The organism is Deltaproteobacteria bacterium, from assembly GCA_019308905.1.
Lineage (GTDB): Bacteria > Desulfobacterota > BSN033 > WVXP01 > WVXP01 > JAFDHF01.
Genome location: JAFDHF010000001.1, coordinates 147,780 through 166,962 on the forward strand (window position 1 = coordinate 147,780; position 19,183 = coordinate 166,962).

At 56.1% G+C, this 19,183-nt stretch carries 14 protein-coding genes; 6 read left to right on the plus strand and 8 right to left on the minus strand.

The annotated features are described in order from the left end of the window. Positions 1 to 3: 3 nt before the first annotated feature. From JRJ26_00675 to JRJ26_00690, 4 genes are all read right to left on the minus strand, one after another. The gene (locus tag JRJ26_00675) at positions 4 to 984 is read right to left on the minus strand and encodes a hypothetical protein (protein MBW2055990.1); all 981 of its coding nucleotides are present in this window, start codon (positions 982 to 984) and stop codon (positions 4 to 6) included. 50 nt (positions 985 to 1,034) lie between these two features. Next, a complete protein-coding gene (locus JRJ26_00680) occupies positions 1,035 to 2,579 on the minus strand; it encodes an RDD family protein (GenBank protein ID MBW2055991.1) in 1,545 nt (514 codons plus the stop codon). Between the two features lie 506 nt (positions 2,580 to 3,085). Further along, entirely contained in the window at positions 3,086 to 4,888 is a 1,803-nt protein-coding gene (locus JRJ26_00685; protein MBW2055992.1) for a 30S ribosomal protein S1, read from the minus strand. 96 nt (positions 4,889 to 4,984) lie between these two features. Then, positions 4,985 to 5,653, minus strand: a complete 669-nt coding sequence (locus JRJ26_00690; protein MBW2055993.1) for a (d)CMP kinase — start codon at positions 5,651 to 5,653, stop codon at positions 4,985 to 4,987. 373 nt (positions 5,654 to 6,026) lie between these two features. Between JRJ26_00690 and JRJ26_00695 the strand changes: the two genes are divergently transcribed. The 6 genes from JRJ26_00695 to JRJ26_00720 all read left to right on the plus strand — a co-directional run bounded on the left by JRJ26_00695 (position 6,027) and on the right by JRJ26_00720 (position 13,425). Then, positions 6,027 to 7,064, plus strand: coding sequence for an ABC transporter substrate-binding protein (locus JRJ26_00695; protein MBW2055994.1), 1,038 nt, complete (start codon positions 6,027 to 6,029; stop codon positions 7,062 to 7,064). A 76-nt stretch (positions 7,065 to 7,140) separates the two neighbouring features. Then, a complete protein-coding gene (locus tag JRJ26_00700; protein MBW2055995.1) occupies positions 7,141 to 8,214 on the plus strand; it encodes an ATP-binding cassette domain-containing protein in 1,074 nt (357 codons plus the stop codon). Between the two features lie 48 nt (positions 8,215 to 8,262). Continuing rightward, positions 8,263 to 9,957, plus strand: coding sequence for an ABC transporter permease subunit (locus JRJ26_00705; protein MBW2055996.1), 1,695 nt, complete (start codon positions 8,263 to 8,265; stop codon positions 9,955 to 9,957). Positions 9,958 to 10,260: 303 nt separating this feature from the next. Further along, complete coding sequence (hisC, locus tag JRJ26_00710) at positions 10,261 to 11,358, plus strand: histidinol-phosphate transaminase (protein MBW2055997.1); 1,098 nt, start codon at positions 10,261 to 10,263, stop codon at positions 11,356 to 11,358. 65 nt (positions 11,359 to 11,423) lie between these two features. Beyond that, complete coding sequence (locus JRJ26_00715) at positions 11,424 to 12,224, plus strand: GntR family transcriptional regulator (protein MBW2055998.1); 801 nt, start codon at positions 11,424 to 11,426, stop codon at positions 12,222 to 12,224. Further along, on the plus strand, positions 12,217 to 13,425 hold the full coding sequence (locus tag JRJ26_00720) for a transaldolase (protein MBW2055999.1): 1,209 nt from the start codon (positions 12,217 to 12,219) through the stop codon (positions 13,423 to 13,425). Before JRJ26_00715 ends, JRJ26_00720 begins: the two co-directional genes overlap by 8 nt. A gap of 179 nt (positions 13,426 to 13,604) precedes the next feature. Here JRJ26_00720 and miaB read toward each other — a convergent pair whose 3' ends face one another. From miaB to JRJ26_00740, 4 genes are all read right to left on the minus strand, one after another. Continuing rightward, a complete protein-coding gene (miaB, locus tag JRJ26_00725) occupies positions 13,605 to 14,933 on the minus strand; it encodes a tRNA (N6-isopentenyl adenosine(37)-C2)-methylthiotransferase MiaB (protein MBW2056000.1) in 1,329 nt (442 codons plus the stop codon). A 61-nt stretch (positions 14,934 to 14,994) separates the two neighbouring features. Next, the gene (gene surE, locus JRJ26_00730; protein ID MBW2056001.1) at positions 14,995 to 15,735 is read right to left on the minus strand and encodes a 5'/3'-nucleotidase SurE; all 741 of its coding nucleotides are present in this window, start codon (positions 15,733 to 15,735) and stop codon (positions 14,995 to 14,997) included. Then, positions 15,732 to 18,116, minus strand: coding sequence for an AAA family ATPase (locus JRJ26_00735; GenBank protein MBW2056002.1), 2,385 nt, complete (start codon positions 18,114 to 18,116; stop codon positions 15,732 to 15,734). Before JRJ26_00735 ends, surE begins: the two co-directional genes overlap by 4 nt. Next, complete coding sequence (locus JRJ26_00740) at positions 18,113 to 19,174, minus strand: metallophosphoesterase (GenBank protein MBW2056003.1); 1,062 nt, start codon at positions 19,172 to 19,174, stop codon at positions 18,113 to 18,115. Before JRJ26_00740 ends, JRJ26_00735 begins: the two co-directional genes overlap by 4 nt. Between the last annotated feature and the right edge of the window lie 9 nt (positions 19,175 to 19,183).

The following is a 19,183-nucleotide window of genomic DNA, read 5'->3' on the forward strand; positions in this document are numbered from 1 at the left end:
CCCCTAGCCTGCCTTCCACAGTGAGAGGATCCTCTCCAGAAGCTCCTGCTTTCTCCGAATCATCTCATCTTTGGACCGGCAGTTCACGGTTCCCCCGGCAGCCCCTTTGTGGCCGTCACCAATATTGAGAACCCTCATGATTTCGCCCAGATCCCTAGAGGTTGAAAAAGAGCCCCAACTAGGACTGAGCGATATCGAAAGGCTGAAGTTGTTTGTCTTGATCCCCTGCCTGTAGAGGCTCCTGATCTCGACAACACCCCGTGAAGTCGGGTAAAGGAGAAAGGCGAGGTTTCTGAGAATCGAGGGCCGCCGCTTGTACCTGGTGAGATCGATGATGATGAGTTCGTGCTCCTCGTCTTCCGGCAGGAAATAGGAAGCCTCCCGGATCGTCGCCAGCATCCTCTCTTCTTGGCCCTTGTAGGCCTGGTATTGTCCCCTGATTTCCCGGTCCGCGGCGACAACCTCCAGGGGGTTGTCCCTGAGAAGAAAGACGGATTTTCTCCGGAGATAGTTTCCGTCTCCCGGGTGGCCCGCCATTTTCAGAGCACAATCGACCACCTTTCCCGGTGTCTCTCTTCTCCAATCCTCCACATCCCGGTACTTGAAGGCATCGATGACGTCCGCATTGTAGACAGTGGCCTCAAAATAGGGGGGCAATCCGACTCTCGACGAGAAGTACTCGTAGACCACACGGCCGCAACTATCCCTCAGGTCGAATCGGCCCGGGATCCGCGCCGGATCGTATCCCCTGAGGCGAAGCGCCTCCAGATTGCCGGGGTGATGGTCAAACCAGAGGCCGCATTCCAGCGGGTAGGGCAGATCGCACACCACGTCGCGGTCCGACACGGATATGAGGTTCCGCTCGATCGCCGTGGGGCCAGCAAAAACGATCTGGTTTATGCCCAGGGAGAAGGAGCAGATAGCCGCGCTCACCACACCGTCAAAATCGGTATGTGTTACGATTTTGCCCCACGAATCAGCCAAGGCTCCGAAGACCTTTCTCGTGATCTTCCTTTGATTTTATCACATCGGCCTTAAGATGGGGAAGGAGTCATCCCGAAAAGTTCGCCCCCGTCGCTGGTCCCCTCGTCGGAGTAGACTATGATATCCCCTTTCTGTCTGAGGCCCTTAGTAAAGAGAGGATCATAGGCTATCCGAGCCCCGTTGTCCACCCCGTCAGGGCCGATGCTCCACAAGGTGAAGCTCGAGCCGTCCGACACATACCGGTAGGGCCGGCCATGGTTGAAGGGATCCCGTGGGATTCGGCCGAGACTGCTGGTGAGAAACGATCCGAATTCACCCGTAAGAGGGTATCTGTCGTACCGGTAGAAGTGCTCTTCCAGGTGGCTCTTGAGGGTCTGAAGATCGTTGACTGCCCTGGCAACGTCGGCTCGAGAAGCATATCCCCTGTAAGCGGGGATGCCGACAGCCCCTATGACGGCGGTCATGGGGAGGAGAACCGCCGGCACAAGAACAACCCATTTACGCCAGGACGGAGTCTCTTCAGCCTTGATGACCTGGGTCTTGGCTATCTTGTCATGCCAGCCTTGCTTATGCGCATCGAATCCTATCCAGAGGAAGCCGAGGTAGAAAGGGATCGAGGAGAGGGTGTAGGAAAACGTTCTGATGGCTGCATCTCCGTAAGACATGCCCGTGCCGTCCTGACGAATAACCTGAAGCTTAAGAAAACCCTTGCCCGGGGTGTAGCCCCTCTTGCCGAGAAAGTAGATGTGGTAGGCAAAGACGCCGGAAAGAACAATCCAGGAGCCTGTGGGGGCAAGCGATGCAAGACCCCTGAAGTTCCCACCGCCCTTTACCAGGAGAAAAAAGAGGAGGAGGGCTGCCATGCCCATGCCCAGGTTGATGACAAACCCGTCGACGGCATAGGCCGCAAGTCTGACCCAGAAGCCTGCAGGTTCAATCTTGATCTGGAGTCCCCCGTCGGCCGCCGGTTCTTCCTCCTCACGCGCCCGGCTGGAACCGGCCTCCCTGATCTCCTCGTTCTCCATGATCCGCTCGTACTTCTCAAAGATGATTCCACACCTGACGCATTCTGTTCCCCTCTCTTGCTCTTGTCCACACTGGGGGCAGCGAAAGGCCTGTGCTCCTTGCGGCCTTGGGGGGCTCTGACTCGGCGGGGTGAAGGTTTCATCATAGGCAGCTGCAATCTCGTCATCGTAGGCCTTGGCAACACTTTCGTCTCTCGGCACGGCCCCGTCCGCCGCCGACCCTTCGCCTGTCGGTTCATCTGTCTGTATCGCCGTAGTCTCGAAACCCTCTGCCCTCGGCTGGCCGGCCGGGCTCGAAATGGCCGGGGCCTGCGGGTGGGTCTCCTCTATTCTGATCCGGGCCCCCCGTTTGGCGAACCAGTGTTCGTACCGTTCCGCCTTGGAACGGGAGACGCCTTTCTTGATGATCATGGGGGCGTTTCTCACTATGCGGACCGCCCTCGCCAGTGAGATCCGGAAACCCGCTGAGAGCTCCTCGGCAAAGGCTCTAACATTGTCCTCCGATGGATCCAGGAGTCCGACAAAGACGACGCGATAACCCTCACCTTTCCTTGTCTGATCTGGGTTCATCTGAAAAAAACTCCCTCTCTTCGTCCGCTCAGGGCACCCTAGGGAACCGCCTCGTGCCCACCAAGTACCGAGCCACCTGTCATGCAATAATACTGCCAGGAATCCCCTCCCTGTCGGAGCCTTCTCCCCCCCCAACCATGGCCCTAAATCGAGTCTCCAAGAAAACCGGCACACCCACTCGATACCGCGAATCCGCTTTGCGGCGCACCACTTCATCCAACCGCGCCCTTAATCGTATCCCCGGTTTGAAGAAAAGCCTGGGAACCCGGTTCCAAGAGGGACCCTGCAAGGAGCTGACAAAATTGGGAAGTCTCCGGCTGAAAAAACTTCAGAGCCGTCTGGGACCTCCGTGGAAAAATTAACTACAAGGGATAACAAGGAAAACCAAAACGAGGCTTAGGATCGTGCCGATACAAGGCTTCGGGTAGATGCGATTTTGTCAGTACCAGGGACGGATAAGGCGGGCTCTGGCCGAGCCCCCGATGGTGGTTTGAAGAGGCGGCTGCTCATTCCTTCTTTGTCGAATCCTCGGTCTCCTTTTTCTGGTTGCGCCTCTCTTCAATCGATTTTTTCTCCATCTCCCTTTGAATCAGTTCTCCCAGAGAGGAACTGGTGGAGGACTGGTGGGCAAGGTACCGTTCGTATTCCTCCTTCTCGTTCCATTCCTTAACGTTCTTCATACTCAGGCCGATCCGCCTTTCTCGCCGGTCCACATTGATGATCACGGCTTCGACAGGCTCCCCGAGGCTGACCACGTCTGCAGGGTTACTCACCTTCTCCTTGCTGAGCTCGGAAACATGGACCAACCCCTCTATGTCCGGTTCCAGTTCTACAAAGGCCCCGAAATCGGTGATGTTTGTTACTTTCCCCTTTACCCTGTCCCCGACCCGGTATCTATTCGGAATATCATCCCATGGATCAGCCGTCAGTTGTTTGATTCCCAGAGAGAACCTTTCGCTATCCTTGTCGATGCTCAGGACAACCGCCTCGATATCTTGGCCCTTCTTGAACATCTCGGCAGGGTTCTTCACCTTCTTGGTCCAGGACATCTCCGAAACATGGATGAGACCGTCGATCCCCTCCTCAAATCCCACGAAAACCCCGAAATCGGTTATGGTCTTCACCTTGCCCTGGATCCTAGAACCCACGGGATACTTGCTCTCGATGATCGTCCAGGGGTTGGGTTCCACCTGGCGCATGCCAAGGGAAATTCTCTTCTTGGCCGGATCGATGTCCAACACGACGGCTTCGATAATATCCCCCACGTCGACGATCTTCGACGGGTGTTTGAGCTTCTTGGTCCACGACATCTCAGAGATATGGACCAGTCCCTCGATCCCCTCTTCAAGCTGGACGAACGCACCGTAATCAGTAATGCTTACAACCTTTCCCTTGATTCTCGAGCCGATGGGATAGGCCTCCAGGGCATGTTCCCAGGGGTCAGGGGTCGTCTGCTTCAAACCCAGGGAGACTCTCTCGGTCTCTGGATCGTAGTTGAGTATCTTCACCCTGATTCGATCGCCCACGGAAACCTTTTCGGACGGATGGCTGATCCTACCCCACGAAATATCCGTGATATGGAGGAGTCCGTCGATACCTCCAAGGTCGATGAAGGCTCCATAGTCGGTGATATTCTTGACTACCCCTTCGAGAATCTCTCCCTCTTTGAGAAGCTTCAGGGTCTGAGCCCTCAGCTCCCGCCTCCTCTCCTCCAAGAGAAGTCGGCGGGAGAGGACCACGTTGTTCCGCTTCCGGTTGCATTTGATCACCTTGAATTCGAGCCTCTGCCCGATGAACCTGTCGAGGTTGCGAACAGGCCGGATGTCGACCTGTGATCCCGGCAGGAACGCCGTGATCCCGATATCGACCGACAGACCCCCTTTTACCTTCCCGACTATCTGTCCCTCAACGACTTCTCCCTCCCGGCAAGCCTCGCTCGCCTCATGCCAGGCTTTCAACCTGTCGGCCTTCTCCTTGGACAGAACAAGCAAGCCGTCCTCGATCCCTTTTCTCTCCACCAGAACGTCGATGGCATCTCCCTTCTTGACGGAGATCTCCCCCTCTTTAGAACGAAACTGGCTGGCCGGAATCTGCCCCTCCGACTTATAACCGATGTCCACGGTCACGAAGTCTTCGTTGAAGTCGATAACAACACCCCGTATGATTTCCCCCTCTTCGACCGACTTCAGGCTCTCCTCGTAGAGTTTCTGGAAGCTCTCCTCCTCCTTCTTTGCACTACCCGCTTCCCTCTCCGCCTCCTCGGCCGGCCCTGTGCCTGCCTCCTCGGGCGGAATCCCGTTTTTTTCCATTAACAAAGCACCCCCTGCTCATCAATTGGCCAAAATATAGCACACTATCGCAAAAAAAACAAATCGATTCGAGTCCACCACCGGCCCTGACGGATCTCACCTCTTCTCTGCCTTTTCACGGAAGATATCGGCCATCATCTCGACCACCTCATCCACACTTAGGTGGGTACTGTCGATGAGCACTGCGTCAGGGGCGGCCCGGAGAGGCGCCAGGGCACGAGTCCGGTCATTGTAGTCTCTCCTCTCCATCTCCCGGATAGTCTCCTCGAGTTCCACATCTTCACCCCTTGCCTTGAGCTCCTCGTATCGTCTCCTGGCTCGAACCGACGGATCCGCATCGAGGAAGAATTTCACATCAGCTTCTGGAAAGACGACCGTCCCGATGTCTCTACCTTCGAGTACAACCCCGCCTCTCCTTCCGAATCCCCGCTGGAGCTCCGCCAGAGACTGCCGGACCGCGGAAATCCGTGAAATCTCAGAAGCCAGGAGGCTTATAGAAGGGCTCCTGATGAGATCAGTTACGTCCTCGCCGCTGCAGATGACGCGAATCCCCTCCTCATCCCGCAGAAAATCGATCTCCAAGAAACGGCAAAGCTCTCCCATCCCGTGCTCATCACGCAAATCGAGGCCGGCCCTCTTCGCCTTCAACGCAACGGCCCGGTACATGGCACCCGTGTCGACGTAGAGGAACCCGAGCCTCCCGGCCAGGAGCCTTGCAACGGTGCTCTTGCCGGCTCCAGAAGGTCCGTCGATGGCAACGACCATGGGGGGGCCTTCCCCCTTTATTCTGCTTGTTCCTCCATCCTTCAGCTTGCGTCCCCCCAGCGGCAAAACTCTCCCCCTCCTGATCTGATCTACCAGATAAGGGAAAAGCCTGTCAAGAAGGGGGCCCACCCGGACGCGGGGAAGCCAGCAGTCGGAGACGATTTGACAATTTTCTCTTTTGGACATATAAAGGAATCGTGATTCTCAACCGGCCGGGGGTTATCTATTTTTCGATGTACCCTCAAAGGGAACGACTCTGGAAAGGGGGGATGCGAATGGAGGGTTCCAAGAGGTCGAGGTGTCCGCCGTCTTTTGACAGCCGAGCACCGGGGTTGCCCACAAGGGCAGATTATCTTCGAGAGGAGGAGGAACTATGAGAAAGATCAAGAGGATTTCAATCGTGTTTTTGCTGGTATTTTCCCTCTCCGTGTTTCTCAGCGGACCGGTCCTTGCTGCGAAGAAGCCGGTCGTTGTTTACACCTCCTTGGAAACGGAAGAAACCGTGGAGTACCTCAAGCTGGCCAAAGAGGAACTCCCCGGGTTGGATATCAAGATCATTCGCCTTTCCACAGGCGAGCTCGGCGCCAGGATGCTCGCCGAACGGAACAACCCTCAGGCCGACGTGGTCTGGGGATGGGCGGTAACCAACATGGAGGATTTCAGGGACAGGGGGCTCCTAGACCGGTACAAGCCGAAGGGCTGGAACAAGATCCCTGCCAAATTCAAGGATCCGAACGGTTACTGGGTCGCCATCGACCTCTACATGGCTGCCTTTGTTCTCAATACACAGGTGATGGCCAAGGAGAATCTTCCCAAGCCCAAGGGATGGCACGACCTGATCAACCCCGTGTACCGGGGCAAGTTGATCATGCCCAACCCTGCTAGCTCCGGCACGGGCTTCCTCCAGGTGGCCAGTATCCTGGAGATGTTCGACCCGGATTACGCAAAGAAGCCCGTCAAGAAGAACAAGGCCTGGGCCTTCCTGGAAAAGCTCGACAAGAACATGGGGCAGTATATCAAGAGCGGTTCCAAGCCGGCCAAACTGACCGCTGCGGGAGAATACGCCATCGGGTGCTCCTTTGCTTTCGTCTACTCGTCCTTGAAGAAGAAAGGGTTCCCCGTTGAAATGGTCCTTCCCAGCGAAGGGGCTGGTTACGAACTCGAGGCCAATGCCCTTCTGAAGGGAGCCAAGCATAAGAGGGCTGCAAAGAAATTCCTGGACTGGGCCATCAGCGAGAGAGCCATGCGAGAGTATGCCACGTTCAAGCTCGGAGTGACCCTCCCAGGAATTCCCGGCCCCCCTGACCTGCCAAGATTGGAGACCATCAAGCTCGCTCCCATGGACTTCCAGTGGCAGGCCACCAACAGGGGAGAGATCCTGGTCATCTGGCAGGACAAGTTCCTGAGATAGACCAATTCCAGGAGAGGAGGCACGGCGGCTGTGTCTCCTCTCTTTTTCTTTGAGAAGGGAGTATAGAAGGTCGGTCATGCCAAGAAACCTGCAGCTACGGGACCTGACCAAGGTGTTCGGTACCCTGGTGGCGGTGAACAGGGTCAACCTGGAGGTCGAGGAGGGAGAGTTCGTCTGTTTCCTGGGACCCAGCGGGTGCGGTAAGACGACGATCCTCAGGATGATCACGGGGTTTGAGACACCCACAAGTGGCGAAATCGTATACCAGGGTAAGGTCATCAACGATCTCGTTCCCCAGAGGCGGGATTTCGGGATCGTCTTCCAGTCATACGCCCTCTTTCCGAATATGACGGTTTCGGAGAACGTCGCCTTCGGCCTCAAGATGAGGAGGATGCCCAGGGACAGAATCAAGGAAAGGGTCGATGAGATACTCGATCTGATCGGGCTCAGGGATTGGCGGAACAACTATCCGGCCCAGTTGAGCGGCGGCCAGCAACAGCGGGTAGCCCTGGGTCGTGCCCTCGCTCCGAACCCAAGTGTTCTCCTTCTCGATGAACCTCTGAGTGCCCTCGACGCGAAGATCCGTGTCCGGCTCCGGGCGGTGATAAAGAGGCTCCAGCAGGAGCTCGGCATAACCATGATCTACGTGACTCACGATCAGGAGGAGGCCCTGGCCATCGCCGACCGGGTTGTAGTCATGGAGCAGGGAATTTTCAAGCAGATAGGCACACCGATGGAGATCTACAAGAATCCCCTGTCCAGCTTTGTGGCTGATTTCGTGGGAACCTCCAACTTCTTCGAAGGCAGACGCCAAGACGGTGCGGTGCAGGTCAAGGAGACGAGTTTTGTCGTTCCCCTCGTCCGGTCCCTACCCTCAGACAGGGTCATCCTGTCGATCAGGCCGGAAAAGGTCGAGATCATCACCCCTGGGAAAGAACCCCCCGGCCTGGAACCATCGAATATGGTCAGCGGGAGGATTGAGGTCATTACCTTTCTCGGAGCCGTAGTGAGACTCCTCGTGACAAATCCGGAGGCAGAGGTCATCGTCGATATGGTGGAAAAAGATTTCGAACACCGCGAACTGAAACGGGGAGATGAGGTTCTGATGTATTTCCCCCCGGATGCGTTTCTCGTGTACGAGCCGGATTAGATCCGACCGAGTAGGGTACCCTCTTTTGCAAATGGAGCAGGATGCTCGATGAACCGATCGAGGAACGAGACATACGCTGTTTCTCCTGCAAGCCTGGCCGTCGACCGGTATATCCTGACCGGCGTAAGCCTTTTTATCGCCTTTCTTCTCGTCTTCTTCATGCTCTTTCCCATTTACAAGATCCTGGTCATGAGCTTCTTCAAGGAAGGAGCCTTCGGCCTGGAGAATTTCACCTTGAGCAACTATATCAAGTACTTTGGAACTCCCCGCATTGCCAGGTCCCTCTATAACAGTTTCTATGTCTCCCTCATGACCATGGCGATCACCACTGTGCTGGCCTTCTTCTTTGCATACGCTCTTACAAGGACGACCATACCGGGAAAGGGTTTTTTCAATACGGTGGCCTTCATGCCGCTCATAGCCCCGTCCATAATTCAGGCTCTGGCCCTCATCCTGCTCTTCGGCCGTAACGGCCTCATAACCGCCCATCTGTTCAAATCCGGCTGGTCCATATACGGGGCATGGGGCATCATCGTGTCGGAGGTTCTCTACTGTCTCCCCCATGCACTGGTAATCCTCTATACCACCCTCTCAGCGGTTGACACCCGTCTGGATGAAGCCGCGGAAAGCCTGGGAGCAAGTGCTCTCCAGGTCTTCTGGAGGGTCACCGTTCCCGCTGCAAAATACGGGCTCCTGAGTGCAGCAGCCCTCACCTTCAACCTTACCATTACAGACTTCGGCAACCCGGTCGTGATAGGGGCGGACTACAACGTGCTCGCCACAGAGATCTACGCTCAGGTGACAAACCTCTACCGCTTCGACCTCGGGGCCACGGTGAGTGTAATCCTTCTCGTCCCCTCTGTGGCGGCCTTCATGTTCAACTACTACGTAACCAGGAAGAGTTTTGCTCTTATCAGCGGCGCGGCCCGGCCTTTCATCCGGCCCTCCCGGCCCTTGAGGAAATGGGGTTTTTTCACTTACTGTTCTTTGGTTTCGGCCTCTATCATCATGGTCTTCGCCACGGTGGTTATGGGATCCTTTGTCAGCGTTTGGCCCTATGACTGGTCTCTCACCCTGAAGCATTACCGGTTTCCATCCCTGGGAGGCTACTCCGCAATCTGGACCAGTTTCTGGATTTCGATCCTGGTCGGTTTCTTCGGCGCTTTCTTCACACTCATCGCAGGATACATCGTGGAGAAGAAGAAACCTTTTGGGGTCCAGATCCTCTACCTGCTTTCCGTCATGCCTGCGGCTATTCCGGGTCTGGTCCTGGGGCTCGGATATATCCTCGCCTTCAACAGGCCCTACTATCCCTTCTACGGAACCCCCTGGATAATAATCATCTGTGTCGTCATCGCCAACTTCACACTGGGGACTCTCTCAAGCATCTCCAATATCAAGAACATCGATCCGTCCATCGAGGAGGCCGCCACCAGCCTCGGCTCCACATCGATCAGCACCTTCGTCCGTCTGATCTTCCCCCTTTCCAGGGTGGCCTTTTTCCAGAACTACGTCTATTTCTTTATGCGTTCCATGACGACCATCAGCGCGGTGATCTTCCTGGTATCCGCAACCGTTCATCTGGCGGCCATCGAGATCATCTGGCTCGATAACGACGGCTGGACGGCCAGTGCCGATGCTATGGCCACCTGCGTCATCGCCATCGTGCTCGTCATGCTCGGCCTGCTCAGAATCGTCATGGGCAAAAGGGGTGGATACGCCGTGGCAGGCGGTGCAACGTGAGACTGCGCCCCTCAAGGAAATGCCTTCCAACGATCCGCAATCCTTCCGTTCTCGGAGAATCAGCCCCATCTCGAGAAAAAGCGGCAGACCGCTGATGTAGGGACTCGCCGCCCGCAAGGGCTCGGCAACAGGGATTTCTGCCGTCAAAAAGAGGAAAAAACGGCAAAATCAACCGGTTGGAAGTATTTTTCATCGAAAATCGAGGAAACCCTGGCAGAAGAGACTCTTGACAGAGACTCGGTCACTCTGGTAAGGTGTATAGACAGCTAATCATCTACTTTCTGTATCGAAAGGAGTGGGCAGATGGATGTGACAGAGTTTTTTGTTCCCTGGTATGACAGGATCAAGCCGTATAAGACCGACAATATCACCATGGCTTGGCAGAACCAGGAACTTCACCGCATGTTTGTGAACGAGAACCCCCTCGGGCCTTCGGAAAAGGTGGTCCAGGCCGTGACAGACGCTGCCAGACTCGGCAATCGCTACCCTGACAACGGAGTACGGATTCGAAAAAGGATCGCCGAAATCCACAAGGTGAATCCCGACAACGTATACATCGGTAACGGATCATCGGAGATCATCGAACTCATGTGCAGGCTCTTTCTGGCACCGGGTGACGAAATTCTCCTTCCAAATCCCATTTTCTCTCTTTATGAGATCAGGGCGCTCAATGTGGGAGCCAACGTGATCACCGTCGACGTGACCCCTGACATGCAGTACGACACAGACGGCATGCTGGCTGCCATGACGCCGAAAACAAAACTGATGGTGCTCTGCAATCCCAACAACCCCACAGGTGCCTTCATCCCCGATGAAGACATCAGGCGGTTGCTTGGAGCCGGGATTCCCACGCTCCTGGATGAGGCCTACCTGGAATATCACCCCGACCACGAATCAAAGGACTACCTGATCAGGGAGTATCCGAACACGGTGGTGAGTCACACCTTCTCCAAGGCTTATGGGATGGCCGGAATCCGATTCGGCTATGCTCTTGCCGACGAAAAGATCATCCAGGCCTTCAGGAAAATCCAGATCCCGTGGAACACGAGTCTTCTGTCGATTGCCGCAGCAGAGGCAGCCCTGGACGACAGGGAGGGGCTGAATAGGAAGATCGAATTCAACAATGCCCAGATTCGATACATCTACGACGAGCTTTCAAAAATAAGGGGGCTCAAACCGTACTTCTCATACGGAAACTACATAATCGTCGACGCCACCGACCTCGGCGTTGACGGGCAGGAGGTAGTCGACTACCTCTTCGAAAAAAAGAAGATCATGATCAAGGCGGTCAGCACCCTCAAGGACAGGCCGGGACTGTTCAGGATCAGCCTGGGTACAGCCGAGGAAAACAGAGCCTGCATGGAGGGGATTGCCTCCTTCTTTGCCGCCAGGACAAGGTAGCAGACAGGGGCCACGGCGTGAGACCCGGAGGGGGTAGGTGCGCCATCAGGCGGAGATCCCGTTACATGGCGGAGATCGTCGACCAAAAGAGCCGCATACCGAAGTACCTGCAAATCGGGGGATGGATCGAGGAGATGATCGCCAAGGGGCGGTTTCAAGTCGGTGACAGACTCCCCTCAGAGGCGAGGCTTGCCGCCTTTTGCGGGGTCAACCGCAACACGATCCGCCAGGCCATCTCGGAACTGGTCCGCCGGGGGTTGGTGACCACCAAGAACGGTGTGGGCACCTTCATAAGCTCCAGGATCCCTGAAAGGGCGAGATACTCTCTGGACCGGATCTCGAGTTTTTCTGAAGACGTGCGATACGCCGGTTACACCCCCAAGACCAAGCTGATCTCGAAGAGGGTCGTGGAGGCTACCAGAGAGATTTCGGAAAGACTGATGCTCGGTTCGAGGTCGAAGATCATCCAGGTGGTCCGCCTCAGAATGGGAGACGAAATCCCCCTGATCCTGGAGAGGAGCCACCTGCCCTACGAAGAATTCAGCGAAATCCTGGAAATGGATCTGACAGGCTCCCTCTATCGCCTTCTGGCAGACCGTTTCGGCCTGGAACTCGACCGTTCCGTTCAGAACTTCAGGGGGGTGCTCTTGACCGGCCTCGAGGCCAGGCTTCTCAGGGTGCCCCCGGGCTCGCCTGGTATATTTCTGGAGAGCATCATTTACGATACCAAGGGGGTGGCCGTTGAGCTGCTCCAATCACACTATCGGGGTGACAAGTACGTCTTCCAGGTCCACTCGGGACACTACCGGGTGAACCTGGAGGCAAAGAAAGAAAGCCCGGGCAAGGAGGTCAGTGGAAATGGCTGAAAAAGGAGTGTTGGAGAGACTGCAGGATGTGAACCCTGACGCGGAGATCTGGTGGGATTCATCACCTCTGGTCTACGGAAACTGGGCGGCGAGCGTGGTGGAGAGTGCTCCAGAGGAGAAAAAAGTCTCCTGGAAAGAGCAACTCGAACGTCTTTTCAATCCTGATAAACCTGGAGAGACCCTCTTCCGAGGTGTAACCACCAACCCCCCCCTGAGCTACAACGCGATCAAGGACGATCCCGGGACATGGGCCGAAATAGTCCGTGGCATGATTCGGGAAAATCCCGACAAGGGGGTTGAAGATATCTTCTGGATGACTTACAAGCAGATCGTGAAGCGGGGAGCCGAGTATTTCATGCCGGTTTGGGAGAAATCCGGGCACTCTTACGGTTACCTGTCCGGCCAGGTGGACCCCAGGGACGTCTACGACACCGAGCGGATGTTCGCCCAGGCTCTTGAACTCGCAGAGTTGAGTCCCAATGTGATGATCAAATGCCCTGGAAGCCGACAGGGTTACGAACTGATTGAGAGGCTGACGGCAATGGGAATCGCGACCAACAATACCCTGGCTTTCACGGTACCCCAGTTCGTCTCCTGCATGGAGGCCGTCCAGCGTGGCCTGGAAAAAGCGAAAGCAGATGGTGTGGACCTGTACAGATGGCGATCGGTGATCACCCACATGTCAGCCAGGTATGGAACCCTGGGAGACCTGAGCACACAGGCTGAGGCCAGGGGGATCGACCTGAGCGAGGCGGAGATCCGCTGGGCAGAGCTTGCGATCTTCAAGCGGGCGTACAGGATCATCGAGGAGAAAGGATACCCCAACAAGATGCTCATGTGCAGCATGCGGATCAGCCCGCCCACGACCGATGGAAGTGCGGCAAGCTGGCACATCGAAAAGATCGCCGGAGGCAATGTTATCTACACCTGTCCTCCGAAATACATCGCACAGCTCATGGAGGTGGAGGACAGGATGAAGCCCTTCAATCCCCAGGCTATCTATGAGGAGCCTCCAAGGGAGGTACTCGACAAGCTCCTCAGGCTTCCCTACTTTGTCGAGGCTTACGAGGAGGATGGGATGACAAAGGATCAGTTCAACAAGCAGGGGGCCTTGGTGGCCACTGCAACCGAATTCTCCAGGGCGACACGGGCGACCGTGGACTTCGTGGCCCAGCAGTTCCAGGCTGAAGGGAAGATGTGAGAGACCCGGAGAGCCGGCTGTCTCCGGCAGGGTCGGTAACCGAGAGGCAGGGCCCTTGGTGAAGTTTACGACCTTAACACGATGGAGCCCGCCGGTGAGCCCACAAAGCTCTGCGGAAGAAGGGTCGAGAAACCGAGGGAGTATGGTATCACCCTGAAATGACACAGGCCTGACAGGCCTCAGACCTTGTCATCCAGGAGGACGCCTCGCAGAGAATTGGCGAGCCCCTTTTCGATGCGGACGGGGACCTCCTTGCCTACAAGATCCGTTCCTGCAGGGAAGTTGACAATGCGGTTGGACCGGGTCCTGCCGGTCATCTCACCCGGATCCTTGTGGCTCCTGCCTTCCACCAGGACCATCTCTACTCTTCCCTCTGCCTCTTGGTTTTTCCTCCGGGTGACCGCCCTCTGGACCTCCTGAAGGATCCTGAGCCGTTCCCTCTTGATCTGTTCGGGCACCTGATCCGGATAGTCGGCCGCAGCGGTTCCTCTCCTCCTCGAATAGCGAAAGGAGAAGAGACCGTCGAACTGGACCCTTCTTATCAGATCCATGGTATCCGCAAAATCCCTGTCGGATTCGCCTGGGAATCCCACCAGGGCGTCCGCTGTAATGGCAATCGTCGGGCACACCTCTCGAAGCCTCTCCACCTTCTCAAGGTAGTCCTCGCGGGTGTAAGACCTGTTCATCCTCTTCAGGATTCGATCCGACCCGGACTGGAAGGGCAGATGGATATGCTCGCAGAGCTTTGGAAGATCCTGAAAACACCTGACGAGCTCCGGCGAGAGGTCCTTCGGATGGGATGTGGTGAAGCGGATTCGCTCTATCCCTCCGATCCGGTCTATCTCTCTCAAAAGGGCCGGAAAACTCGCCTCTTCTTTCAAGCCTTTCCCGTAAGAGTTCACATTCTGCCCGAGAAGGATGACCTCCTTCACGCCTTTTCCGGCAAGGATTCTCACCTCGTTCAGGATCCCGGCCATGGAACGGCTTCTCTCAGGCCCCCTGACCATGGGAACAATACAGTAAGAGCAGAAGTTGTTGCACCCCTCCATGATGGTCACATAGGCCCGTACCTTCACCTCAAGAAGAGGGACCACCTCCATGGAGGAAGCACATTCGCGGAATCCGGTCTCGCACCGCCGGCTGCCCCTTTTCCGGACGTCCTCGAGCAGACTGGGGAGCATACTGAGATTATGCGGTCCGAAGACCAGGTCGAGATGGGGAACCCTCTCGAGCAGCCTCGCCCCCTCCTGCTGGGCGAGACAGCCTCCCACCCCGATAACCAGTCCCCTCTTGTTCTGCTTCAATCTCCTCAGTCGTCCCAGGGTGCTGTAAACCTTGTGCTCCGGCTTCTCCCGAACGGTGCAGGTGTTGATGAGGATCAGGTCGGCCTCATGGACATGAACGGTCCGCCGGTATCCCAGGGGACTCAGAATCTCGAGGATCTTCTCGGAGTCGTGCTCGTTCATCTGACAGCCGAAAGTCTCCAGATAGATCCTTTTCGGCTCCACCTTGATCCCCCTCCAACCCGAAGAGACCGCTGCTCTTCGGTCTCCAGAATGGGAAGCCAAGTCATATCTCCCAGGATTTCATCTCTCTCAGGCAGGAAGAACAGGTAAGATTCGGATGAAGAGGGGTCACAGAGACATACCCCTGGGAAACCGCCTCAAAATCGGTCCCCTCTTCCCTTTCGAATCTCAACTCGTTGCTTCCGATCCAGTAGCACCTCCGGCCCCTGGGGTCGTTGCTCTCGCAGACCACATCCCCGTAGATCCTCTTTCCCTGGCGGGTAATCCTGTAAGACCGGACATATTCTGGATCCAAATTCGGGACGTTGACGTTCAGCAGCATTCTCCGGGGCAGTCCATTTCTCAGAATGAATCTGGCCACTCGGACGGCGAACTCTGCAGCCCCCCTGAACTTGAAATCCTCCCGCGAGACAGTCGATACCGCAAAAGACGGGATGCCCATGATCGTCCCCTCCAGGGCAGCAGAGACGGTGCCCGAATAGAGGATGTCCTCCCCCATGTTCCCCCCTTTGTTGATCCCAGAGGCGATGATTGCAGGGCGCTCCGGCCGCAGCATATGGGTCCCCAGTATCACGCAATCCACAGGAGTGCCGTCGACCGTATAGGTATCGTCCCCGACCTTGTTGATTCTAAGGGGCCTGTCCATGGTCAGAGCATGGGCCACGCTGCTCCGCTCTCTTTCCGGAGCGACAACGATTACCTCACCCACCTCTCTCAGTGCTTCCACCAAAAGATGGAGCCCCTCAGAATGGATACCGTCATCATTCGTTACAAGTATCTTCATCCACTCCGCCCATTGCCATAGGAGCCGGTTCCCTGGATATCACCGGAACCCGGGCCCGGCCAACAGAACACGGCCTCGGCTTCCACATAGTCAATACTATCCCTTCGTATCTCATCTGCCAACACCCTTCTGACCTCCTCCTTAGCGGAGAAATACACGACCTGCCAGCCGGAAGCAGAGATCGACTTGAGCACCTCCATCTGCCTTCGCAGTCTTTCCTCGTCCGCTTTTATGAAGGGATCGTCCATGAGGAAAAAACCCTTCCCTCCCTTCAGAAGTCTCTCACCCAAGGCAAGCCGGATGGAAAGGTACAACTGGTCGTAAGCACCTCCCGACAGCTTCTCCGCGCCCAGTCGAACCCCGTCGGCCCGCTCCACCTCGATCCGCCCCAGGCGCTGGTTAAGGGTGACCTCCCTGTAGAGTCCTCCGGTTATCCTCACAAAGTACCCCGAAACAGGGCCTCCAGGCTCGAAGAGCTCGGATATCTTCTCCTTCTCTTCTCCTTCTATCTCTTCGAAGATGGATATGGCCTTCAAAGCGGAGTTCCTAATCCTGCTGTTCCGGGCAAGGAAATCCTCGAGTCTCTTCCTGATCCCCCTCAGATCCACCGAGGTTCGACAGTAGAGATACTCTTCACCCGGCCGGAGAATCTCATTGGCCTTCCGTTCGATCTCTTCCATTCTTCTCTGGAAAGAGCCTACCTTATCCCTGGTTTCTGCCAGACTCTCAAGGAGCCCTTGCCTCTCCTGCTCCAGCTCTGCCACGGTTTCCTCGCTGTATCTGGTACCCCCGGCCCTGTCCCGGTACTTCTCAAGCCTTGCTATCTCTTTCTCCCAGTATGGGACATTTACCGCCAACCCTCCCTGAATCTCTCCGAATTGGCTTCTCAAAACGCTTGCAGACTCTCCTGCCGATTTCTCGAGGTTCTGCTTCAGGCCGACTCTCTCCATATACTCCTCCAGAGACTCGACTCCGGAACGCCTTCTTATCTCATCGATCTTCCCATTCGCCTCCATGATCTTTCTATCGACTTCCGGGATAGCCCTCTCTTCCACTTCCCTGATTCTCTCCTCCGTGCTCTCCTTCCTCCTCCTCACGTCCTGGAGTTCCTCACTCCTCCTGATGAATTCCGCGTCGAACCGGTGGATTTTCGACAGAATCTCCTCCACCGTTCCTCCGCTCAGATCGAGCCTCGAGAGACTCAATTTGATTCTTTCAAAGTCGGCGGCAAGGGAAGCCCGGTACCTCACCGTCCTGAACCTGGCTACCCACAGCACCAGGGCCGAAACAAGGAGCAGAGGGCAGAGCACCAGGAACACTCGGGAGGGCTCGATCAGCAGCCCGAGCAGGCAGATACCGGCCAACAGTGAGGAGATGAGTCCCGCACCATGGAAAAACCTCTCCTGGTTCTCCATGGAAACCAGACGCTGCCTCCTTCTTCCATAGTCGTTCAATTCCTGCCTGATCTCGTTGTCGAGCCGGTTTTTCACCTCTCTCATCACCTGGAGATCGCTCTGTTTCGTATCAAACGCTCTAACCAGGGATTTGAGTTCGGCACCTCTTATCTCCAACTCCCTCTCAAGGGCCTTGCGGTCATCACGGAGTCTCTGAATATCCCTGCTGCAGTCTCTCCATACCTGGCCGCTTTTCTCCTCATAGACCCCCATACCGCCCAATCTCCCCAGGGACTCCCTGAGGCTGTCGAAGGCTCTTTTCCCCTTCTCGTATCGCTCCCTTCTGCGGGCCGCCTCGAGTTCTTCCATCATCTCCCCTATACGGTCCAGGCGGTCACCGTAACGAGCAGCCTCCTCTTCGAGGTCGTCGAAATTTTCTTGCCTCACCTCCTCGAGGAGACCCTCTATCTTGCCCAGGAGTTCTTCCCCTCCCTCTATTCGAGTCTTCAGTTTCTCTTCCTTGATATCGCGGAACGAACCTGTAGGAGTTATTCTGCCGATTTCCCGAAGGGCCTCCTTTATCCTCGCAATCTCGGCAGTTCTCAGACCGAGCAGCCGGTCTGTCAATCCCGCATAGAACTGCTGCTCCCGGGAGATGGAGAGGTCACTGTTTCTTATGACAAAGATGTTCCTGCATTCCGCGGAACTCAGGTCCAGAACCTTTGGGAGGGTCCCTCTTTCCGGGAGCTTTACTTCCCTGCCTTCCCCCTCCTCCAGGATGACGTAGCCCTCCGGGCTCTCCTCGACGCGATCTATCAACTCAAAATCCTTTATATTCTTCCCGAGCATCAGCTTCACAAGGGCATCTATGGTGAGGGTCTTGCCCCGCTCGTTCCTGCCGAAGATGAGGCTGAGATTACGCCTGAAAGTGCACCCCCTGTCGTGGAGGGGACCGTACCGTCTTACGAGGAACTCCTTGATTCTCATCGCATGGCATCCATCATCGCCCTGGTCGCGATCTTGAGCACCTCTTCCTTCTCCCGTTCCTTGTATCCTATCCGCCCCAATTTTTCGACAAAACTCCTGAACAGATCGTCCTCGAGGATCGACTCGATATCCTTGAACTCATAATGTTCCTCTACGCACCTCCCCCCACAAATCCCCTTGATCTCTTCCACAAGCCGGCTCTCTCCCATCCCGGCGGTCCTGCCGTTCAGGAAGCCCTTGACGGTGAGAATGATTCTCGCCTCACCGCAAATTCCACCGAGACGTCCCCTCACCACCTCGAGGGGCTTCTCGTCTCCAAAGGGATCGAGTTCTATCACCACCTCCTCAAAATGAGGCGAATCCAGGGGGTACTCGGACGGCATACTACCAGGCTCAAAAAGATTGACCTTCCTCCGGCCCCTCTCCCTTCTCGTTATCGACACAGGAGAGCCCGGATACACGAAATACCCCCCCTTGGCCAGACTCCAGAAATGGATCCTCGAATGGAAATGACCGGCGAGGACATAGTCGAGGTCCAGGTCCTTGAAATAGGAGAGTTTGACCGGCATGTATCTCTCTTCGCCTTCCTCACCAAAGTCCCCTCTCGAGAAGAATGCATCCAGCAGTTCCCCGTGGTACAGCAGTATCTCGCATCTGTCCGAGGCGAGGCGGCTTCCCAGGATCCTGAGCCTCCGGAGGATCTCCTCCCCTCCTATGGGCTCAAAGGGCATCCCCCAAATCCTCACCGTCTTGTATTCGAACGGAGCATCGAGACGGGTCAGGACGACCACGTCTTCCCCGAACCAGACATCCTTCCTGTACGCGTCCCTGTCGTGATTCCCGGGAATCAGAACAATCTTGAACCCTGTCTGAGAAAAGACCTCCCGTATTGCCGGCCGCAGCTCTTCGGCGTCTCCCTCCCCGTCGAAGAGGTCCCCGCTCACCACGAGTAGATCGATACCCTCCTTCCTGCCCAGCAAGACGAGAGACTCAAGGGTCTGCCACCTCTCATCTCCTTTGGTCCTGAGATGGATGTCAGCCGTATGGAGGATCTTCATGTCCCTTTC

Bases quoted from the DNA above. Each gene is read 5' to 3' on its own strand.
- JRJ26_00700 (MBW2055995.1), top strand. From the start codon at position 7,141: ATGCCAAGAAACCTGCAGCTACGGGACCTGACCAAGGTGTTCGGTACC.
- JRJ26_00705 (MBW2055996.1), top strand. From the start codon at position 8,263: ATGAACCGATCGAGGAACGAGACATACGCTGTTTCTCCTGCAAGCCTG.
- JRJ26_00680 (MBW2055991.1), bottom strand. From the start codon at position 2,579: ATGAACCCAGATCAGACAAGGAAAGGTGAGGGTTATCGCGTCGTCTTT.
- JRJ26_00740 (MBW2056003.1), bottom strand. From the start codon at position 19,174: ATGAAGATCCTCCATACGGCTGACATCCATCTCAGGACCAAAGGAGAT.
- JRJ26_00720 (MBW2055999.1), top strand. From the start codon at position 12,217: ATGGCTGAAAAAGGAGTGTTGGAGAGACTGCAGGATGTGAACCCTGAC.
- surE (MBW2056001.1), bottom strand. From the start codon at position 15,735: ATGAAGATACTTGTAACGAATGATGACGGTATCCATTCTGAGGGGCTC.
- JRJ26_00715 (MBW2055998.1), top strand. From the start codon at position 11,424: ATGGCGGAGATCGTCGACCAAAAGAGCCGCATACCGAAGTACCTGCAA.
- JRJ26_00685 (MBW2055992.1), bottom strand. From the start codon at position 4,888: ATGGAAAAAAACGGGATTCCGCCCGAGGAGGCAGGCACAGGGCCGGCC.
- JRJ26_00695 (MBW2055994.1), top strand. From the start codon at position 6,027: ATGAGAAAGATCAAGAGGATTTCAATCGTGTTTTTGCTGGTATTTTCC.
- JRJ26_00690 (MBW2055993.1), bottom strand. From the start codon at position 5,653: ATGGTCGTTGCCATCGACGGACCTTCTGGAGCCGGCAAGAGCACCGTT.
- hisC (MBW2055997.1), top strand. From the start codon at position 10,261: ATGGATGTGACAGAGTTTTTTGTTCCCTGGTATGACAGGATCAAGCCG.
- JRJ26_00735 (MBW2056002.1), bottom strand. From the start codon at position 18,116: ATGAGAATCAAGGAGTTCCTCGTAAGACGGTACGGTCCCCTCCACGAC.